The sequence below is a fragment of the Saccharomonospora sp. NB11 genome, assembly GCF_015910535.1.
Lineage (GTDB): Bacteria > Actinomycetota > Actinomycetes > Mycobacteriales > Pseudonocardiaceae > Saccharomonospora.
Genome location: NZ_JACBJG010000010.1, coordinates 169172 through 176873, shown reverse-complemented (window position 1 = coordinate 176873; position 7702 = coordinate 169172). Strand labels below are relative to the sequence as shown.

The 7702-nt window shown below is 67.7% G+C and carries 6 protein-coding genes; all 6 read left to right on the top strand.

What is annotated here, in order from left to right; translation table 11 throughout:
• Positions 1 to 173: methionine adenosyltransferase domain-containing protein (locus JAV51_RS16280; RefSeq protein WP_197321586.1), on the top strand; the 173-nt coding region annotated here is incomplete at its 5' end.
• 127 nt (positions 174 to 300) lie between these two features.
• Entirely contained in the window at positions 301 to 1278 is a 978-nt protein-coding gene (locus JAV51_RS16275; RefSeq protein WP_197321585.1) for a carbohydrate kinase family protein, read from the top strand.
• A 2-nt stretch (positions 1279 to 1280) separates the two neighbouring features.
• Positions 1281 to 4829, top strand: coding sequence for a methionine synthase (gene metH / locus JAV51_RS16270; RefSeq protein ID WP_197321584.1), 3549 nt, complete (start codon positions 1281 to 1283; stop codon positions 4827 to 4829).
• A gap of 35 nt (positions 4830 to 4864) precedes the next feature.
• The gene (gene ahcY / locus JAV51_RS16265) at positions 4865 to 6322 is read left to right on the top strand and encodes an adenosylhomocysteinase (protein ID WP_197321583.1); all 1458 of its coding nucleotides are present in this window, start codon (positions 4865 to 4867) and stop codon (positions 6320 to 6322) included.
• A gap of 70 nt (positions 6323 to 6392) precedes the next feature.
• Entirely contained in the window at positions 6393 to 7301 is a 909-nt protein-coding gene (locus JAV51_RS16260; RefSeq protein ID WP_197321582.1) for a methylenetetrahydrofolate reductase, read from the top strand.
• Positions 7302 to 7339: 38 nt separating this feature from the next.
• Complete coding sequence (locus JAV51_RS16255; protein ID WP_307845906.1) at positions 7340 to 7651, top strand: anthrone oxygenase family protein; 312 nt, start codon at positions 7340 to 7342, stop codon at positions 7649 to 7651.
• The last annotated feature ends 51 nt before the right edge of the window (positions 7652 to 7702 follow it).

Below are 7702 nucleotides of genomic sequence, written 5' to 3'. Positions count from 1 at the left end.
CGATCACCGAGGTGTTCGACCTGCGCCCGGCCGCCATCATCCGGGACCTCGACCTGCTGCGTCCGATCTACGCGCCCACGGCCGCCTACGGGCACTTCGGCCGTACGGACATCGACCTGCCGTGGGAACGTACCGACCGGGCCCCCGCGCTGAAGGACGCCGCCAAGGCGTGAGCCCACGAGGACGTCTCACGTCCCCTTTCCGAACCGCTCCGGGTGGCCGGGTCGCGACCGTCGCGGCCACCCGGTGGTGTGTTCGCTGATCGATTTGTCGACCCAAGACTTCCTGGAGTGTGCTCGCATGCGCATCGCGGTGACCGGTTCCATCGCCACCGACCACCTGATGGTCTTCCCCGGCACGTTCGCCGATCAGTTCGTGACCGACCAGCTCGACAAGGTGTCGCTGTCGTTCCTCGTCGACCAGCTCGACATCCGCAGGGGCGGCGTGGCCGCCAACATCTCGTTCGGGCTCGGCAGCCTCGGCATGCGGCCCGTGTTGGTGGGAGCGGTCGGCAAGGACTTCGACGACTACCGGTCGTGGCTCGAACGTCACGGTGTCGACACCCGATCGGTGCACGTCTCGGAGACCAAGCACACCTCGCGATTCCTGTGCACGACGGACCGCGCGCAGGCGCAGATCGCGACGTTCTACGCGGGTGCGATGGAGGAGGCGCGCGAGATCGAGATCCAGGCCGTCGCCGACCGGGTGGGTCCGCTCGACCTGGTGATCGTCGCTCCGAACGACCCGGTCGCGATGGTGCGGCACACCGAGGAGTGCCGCACGCGGGGCATCCCGTTCGCCGCGGACCCGTCGCAGCAGTTGGCGCGGATGGAGGGACCGGAGATCCGCATCCTGGTGGAGGGCGCCACCTACCTGTTCACGAACGAGTACGAGACCTCGTTGTTGCTCAAGGAGACGGGCTGGTCGGAGGCCGACGTCCTGGACCGGGTCGGTCACTGGGTGAAGACCTTCGGCCCCGACGGCGTGCGGATCGAGTCGGAGGACGCCGAGCCGCTGGCGGTGCCGGCGGTCCAGGTCGCCGACGAGGTCGACCCGACGGGCGTCGGTGACGCCTTCCGCGCCGGGTTCCTGTGGGGCCTGCACGCCCAGCTCGGTTTGGAGCGATCCGCGCAGGTCGGGTGTACCCTGGCGGCCATCGTGCTGGAGTCGGTCGGGACGCAGGAATACACGCTGGACCGGGCCGACTTCTCCAAGCGGGTGGCCACGACCTACGGCAACGACGCCGCGGCCGAGATCGAATCCAAGCTGCGGGTGTGAACATGGACAGTCGGTTTCTCACCGAACTGAACCGGCGGATCCTCGTCGCGGACGGCGGTATGGGTACCGCGCTCCAGGAGTTCGACCTGTCGCTCGACGACTTCGACAACCTGGAGGGCTGCAACGAGGTCCTGAACGACACTCGTCCCGACGTCGTGTCGACCGTGCATCGGCGGTTCCTCGAAGCCGGCTGCGACGCGATCGAGACCAACACGTTCGGCACCAACTACGGCAACTTCGGTGAGTACGGCATCCTCGACCGGATCCGGGAGTTGGCCGAGAAGGGGACGGTGCTGGCTCGACGGTGTGCCGACGAGTTCGCGACGCCGGAGAAGCCGCGTTTCGTCCTGGGCTCCATGGGGCCGGGCACGAAGTTGCCCACGCTCGGCCACGCCCCGTACGCCGTCCTCCGCGACGCCTACGTCGAGAACGCACTGGGGATGCTCGACGGCGGCGTGGACGCCGTGCTCGTCGAGACCTCGCAGGACCTGCTGCAGACCAAGGCCGCGGTCGTCGGTGCGAAGCGCGCGATGGAGGCGGCGGGACGTCGGGTACCGCTCATCGCGCAGGTGACGGTGGAGCAGACGGGCACGATGCTCGTCGGGTCCGAGATCGGTGCGGCGTTGACGGCGCTGGAACCGCTCGGCATCGACCTGATCGGCATGAACTGCGCCACCGGGCCGGCCGAGATGAGCGAGCACCTGCGGGTGCTGGCCGACCACGCGAGCGTGCCGATCTCGGTGATGCCCAACGCGGGGCTCCCGGAACTGGGGCCCGACGGGGCGGTCTACCCGCTGCGCCCCGACGAACTGGCGGAGGCGCTGGCCACGTTCGTCACGGACTTCGGAGCTCGCCTGGTGGGTGGGTGCTGCGGCACGACGGCCGAGCACGTGCGGGCGGTCGTCGAGGCCGTGTCGAATCTGTCGCCGAGGCCACGGACGCCGCGTCACCAGCCGTCGTTGTCGTCGGTGTACCAGGCGGTGCCCTTCGAGCAGGACGCCTCGATCCTCAACATCGGCGAGCGCACCAACGCCAACGGGTCGAAGAAGTTCCGCGAGGCGATGCTCGACGAGCGCTACGACGACTGCGTGGAGATCGCCAAGGCCCAGACGCGCGAGGGCGCGCACGTGCTCGACCTGTGCGTCGACTACGTGGGGCGGGACGGAACCCGCGACATGGCGGAGCTGGCGTCCCGGCTGGCGACGGCCTCCACCCTGCCGATCATGGTCGACTCGACCGAACCCGACGTCGTGCGCACCGGACTCGAACACCTCGGTGGGCGGTGCGCGATCAACTCGGTCAACTACGAGGACGGCACCGGACCGGACAGCCGGTACCGGCGGGTTCTGGAGCTCGCTGTCGAGCACGGCGCGGCCGTGGTCGTCACGTGCATCGACGAGGACGGACAGGCGAGGACTGCGGACTGGAAGCTGCGGGTCGCCGAACGCGCCATCGAGGACCTCACCACCAACTGGGGACTGCCGCTGTCGTCGATCATCGTCGACTGCCTGGTCTTCCCGATCACGACCGGTCAGGAGGAGGTCCGCAGGGACGCACTGGAGACGATCGAGGCGATCCGTCGGCTCAAGGAGCGGCACCCGGACGTCCTCACGACGTTGGGGCTGTCCAACGTGTCGTTCGGTCTCAACCCGGCCGCGCGGCAGGTGCTGAACTCGGTGTTCCTGCACGAGTGCCGGCAGGCGGGACTGGACTCGGCGATCCTCAACTCGTCGAAGATCGTTCCGATGAACAAGATCGACGACGAGGCACGGCAGGTGGCGCTCGACCTCGTCTACGACCGGCGGCGTGAGGACTACGACCCACTGCAGCGCCTCATGGCGTTGTTCGAGGGCAAGACCGCGTCCTCGACTCGCGAGTCCCGTGCCGAGGAACTGGCGAAGCTGCCGTTGTTCGAGCGGCTGGAGAAGCGCATCGTCGAGGGCGAGTCGACCGGCCTGGAGGCCGACCTCGACGCGGCGATGCAGCAGAAGAAGCCGATCGACATCATCAACGAGAATCTGCTCGCCGGGATGAAGGTCGTCGGCGACCTGTTCGGCTCGGGGCAGATGCAACTGCCGTTCGTGCTGCAGTCGGCCGAGGTCATGAAGACCGCGGTCGCGTACCTCGAACCGCACATGGAGAAGACCGACAGCGACGGCAAGGGCAAGTTGCTGCTGGCCACCGTCAAGGGCGACGTCCACGACATCGGCAAGAACCTGGTCGACATCATCGTGTCGAACAACGGCTACGACGTCGTGAACCTCGGCATCAAGCAGCCGATCAACGCGATCCTGGAAGCGGCGGAGGAGCACCGCGTCGACGCCATCGGCATGTCGGGCCTGCTGGTGAAGTCCACGGTGATCATGAAGGACAACCTGCAGGAGATGAACGCCCGCGGGGTCGCCGCCAGGTACCCGGTTCTCCTCGGTGGGGCGGCGTTGACCCGCACGTACGTCGAGAACGATCTCGACGAGGTCTACGAGGGCGAGGTCCACTACGCCAAGGACGCGTTCGAGGGCCTGAAGCTCATGGACCACGTGATGGCGGCCAAGCGCGGCGAGGTCACCGAGGAGGACGAGGCGGAGCGGGCGAAGCGGGCCGAGCGCAAGGCCCGGCGCGAGCGCTCCTTGCGTATCGCCGAGAGGCGGCGGGCCGAGCAGGGACCGGAACCCAGCCTCACCGACACCACGCGCTCCGACGTCGACCCCGACGTGCCCGTGCCGACGCCGCCGTTCTGGGGTTCGAAGGTCGTCAAGGGCGTCGCCGTGGCCGACTACCTGGCGCTGTTGGACGAACGCGCGACGTTCTTCGGACAGTGGGGGCTGCGGGGCGCCCGCAAGGGCGAGGGCCCGTCGTACGAGGAACTCGTGGAGTCCGAGGGACGACCCCGGCTGCGCGCCTGGATCGACGAACTCTCCACGCGCGGCATCCTCGCGCACGCTGCACTCGTGTACGGCTACTTCCCCTGCTACTCCGACGGCAACGACCTCGTGGTGCTGGAGAAGGACGAACCCGACGCGCTCGAACGGCTGCGGTTCACCTTCCCGCGCCAGCGTCGGGACCGCAGGCTGTGTCTCGCCGACTTCTTCCGTTCGCGGCGGAAGGTCGACCAGACCGGTCAGGTGGACGTGCTGCCCGTGCAGCTCGTCACCATGGGACAGCCGATCGCGGACTACGCGAACGAGCTGTTCGCCCGCAACGCCTACCGGGACTACCTGGAGATCCACGGTCTGGGCGTGCAGCTCACCGAGGCGTTGGCCGAGTACTGGCACCGCCGGATCCGGCAGGAACTGCGCTTCGCGTCGGGAACCCCGGTGGCCGCCGAGGACCCCGAGGACGTCGAGCAGTTCTTCAAGCTCGGCTACCGAGGGGCGCGGTTCTCGTTCGGCTACGGTGCTTGTCCCGACCTCGAGGACCGCGCGAAGATCGTGGAGTTGTTGGACGCCGAGCGCATCGGCGTCACCCTGTCCGAGGAGTTCCAGCTCCACCCGGAGCAGTCGACGGACGCGATCGTGGCCCACCACCCCGAGGCCAAGTACTTCAACACCTGACACGTGGGCTCACTCCCACACGAAGAAAGGACAACATGAGCGCGAAGTTGCAGAAGGTGAACGGCCTCGAGTTCGCCGTCGCCGATCTGTCGTTGGCCGAGGCGGGCAGGCACCAGATCCGGTTGGCGGAGCACGAGATGCCCGGCCTGATGGCGACTCGCAAGGAGTACGCGGACCAGAAGCCGCTGAAGGGCGCGAAGATCGCCGGTTCGCTGCACATGACCGTGCAGACGGCGGTTCTCATCGAGACGCTCGTGGAGCTGGGCGCCGAGGTGCGCTGGGTGTCGTGCAACATCTTCTCCACGCAGGACGAGGCCGCGGCCGCCGTGGTGGTGGGCAAGAACGGCACGCCGGACGCTCCGCAGGGCGTGCCGGTGTTCGCCTGGAAGGGCGAGACGCTGGAGGACTACTGGTGGTGCACCGACCAGTTGTTCCGCTTCGGTGAGGACGGCCCCAACATGATCCTCGACGACGGTGGGGACGCCACCCTGCTCGTCCACAAGGGGGTCGAGTTCGAGGCGGCCGGTGCGGTGCCCGAGCCCTCGGAGGACGACAGCCACGAGTACCGCGTCGTGCTGGAGACCCTGCGTCGCAGCCTCGCCGAGGACTCCGGCCGGTTCACCCGGATCGCGAAGAACATCCGGGGTGTCACCGAGGAGACCACCACCGGCGTGCACCGCCTGTACGAGTTCGCGCGGGGCGGTGACCTGCTGTTCCCCGCGATCAACGTCAACGACTCGGTGACCAAGTCGAAGTTCGACAACAAGTACGGCTGCCGGCACTCGCTGATCGACGGCATCAACCGCGCCACCGACACGCTCATCGGCGGCAAGGTCGCCGTGGTGTGCGGGTACGGCGACGTGGGCAAGGGCTGCGCCGAGTCGCTGCGCGGCCAGGGCGCGCGCGTGATCGTCACCGAGATCGACCCGATCTGCGCGTTGCAGGCCGCGATGGACGGCTACCAGGTGTCGCTGCTGGAGGACGTCGTCGAGACCGCCGACATCTTCGTGACCACCACCGGCAACTTCAACATCATCACGGCCGAGCACATGTCGCGGATGAAGCACCAGGCGATCGTCGGCAACATCGGTCACTTCGACAACGAGATCGACGTCGCGGGCCTGGAGAAGATCCCCGGCATCAAGAGCGTCGAGATCAAGCCGCAGGTCGACGAGTACGTCTTCCCGGACGGACACTCGATCATCCTGCTCAGCAAGGGCAGGCTGCTGAACCTCGGCAACGCGACCGGACACCCGAGCTTCGTCATGTCGAACAGCTTCACCAACCAGGTGATGGCGCAGATCGAGCTGTTCACGAAGCCCGGCGAGTACGACAAGCAGGTCTACGTCCTGCCGAAGAAGCTCGACGAGAAGGTCGCCCGCCTGCACCTGGACGCTCTGGGCGTCAAGCTCACCAAGCTGACCAAGGAGCAGGCCGACTACATCGGTGTCGACGTGGACGGGCCGTACAAGCCCGACCACTACCGCTACTGACGGTGCTGTACCCGGGACCACCGGCGCACTCGCACCGCCGGTGGTCCCGGCGCCCCGAAGGGAGATGATCGTGCGGACGGTAGTCGACCGACTGACGACCGGACGGCGCCCGACGTTCTCGGTGGAGTTCTTCCCACCCCGCGACGAGGCGGACGAAGCGGTTCTGTGGCGGTCGATCCGCGAGCTGGAGCCACTCGACCCCGCCTACGTGTCGATCACGTACGGCGCGGGGGGAACCAGCCGCGAGGGCACCATCCGCAACATCGCCAGGGTCGCCACCGACACCACTCTCGTGCCGATGGCGCACCTCACGGCCGTCGATCACTCCGTGGCCGAGTTGCGTCACGTGATCGGCCACTTCGCCGCAGTGGGCGTGCGCAACGTCCTCGCCCTGCGTGGCGATCCCCCGGGCGACCCGATGGGAGAGTGGGTGCCGCATCCCCAGGGGTTGACCTACGCGGAGGAGCTCGTGCGGCTGGTGCGCGAGCTCGGTGACTTCTGCGTCGGGGTGTCGGCGTTCCCCTACGGGCATCCGCGTTCGACGGATCTGGAGACCGACACCCACTACCTGGTGCGCAAGCTCGACGCGGGAGCGGACTTCGCCATCGCGCAGTTGTTCTTCGAGGCCGACGACTTCCTCCGGTTGCGCGACCGGGTCGCCGCCGCCGGGAGCGACGCGCTCATGCTGCCCGGCATCATGCCGTTGACGACCCCTCGGACCTGGCGCAAGACCATCGAGCTGTCGGGGGCGACGCCGCCGAGGTGGTTGGTCGATCGGCTCGAACCGCTCAGCGACGATCCGAAGGCGTTCCGAGCCGAAGGGCTGGACGTCATCACGGAACTCTGCGAGCAGTTGCTCGCCGAGGGCGTGCCCGAGCTGCACTTCTACACGTTCAACCGGTCGAAGGCGACCCGGGAGCTGGTGGATCGACTGGGCCTGCGGGCGCCGCGGACCCACGCCGCCGTCACGGGCGTCTGAGGGATTCGGGCGGTCGGTGAGACGTTGGCGGGCGGGGTGTGTCCGCCCTTCCTGTCGTTGTTGGTCGGCACGGCGTTGCTCGCGCCGGTACCCGCGATGCTCTCGTTGCTCGGAAACAAAGAATCCTGGCGCTGTCCATCGCCGGGGCGGCTCTCCATGTCGGGACGGTGGGAATCACCAGAATCGCCCACCTTCCCAGAAATTGGGCACTCGACAATGCTTCGGATGGCTCGGAAGCGGCGCAGGTATGGGCGCGTTACGTGGGGGAGTGGACGCGCTGGAACCACGTCCGGACGGCGGCCTCGGCGGCAGCGTCCATTGTGTTCACTGTAATTCTCGTCGGCGGTTGAGCCCGCGGGCACCTCGCTCGAAACCCTTACTACTCTTGAAGGAGCAACGCG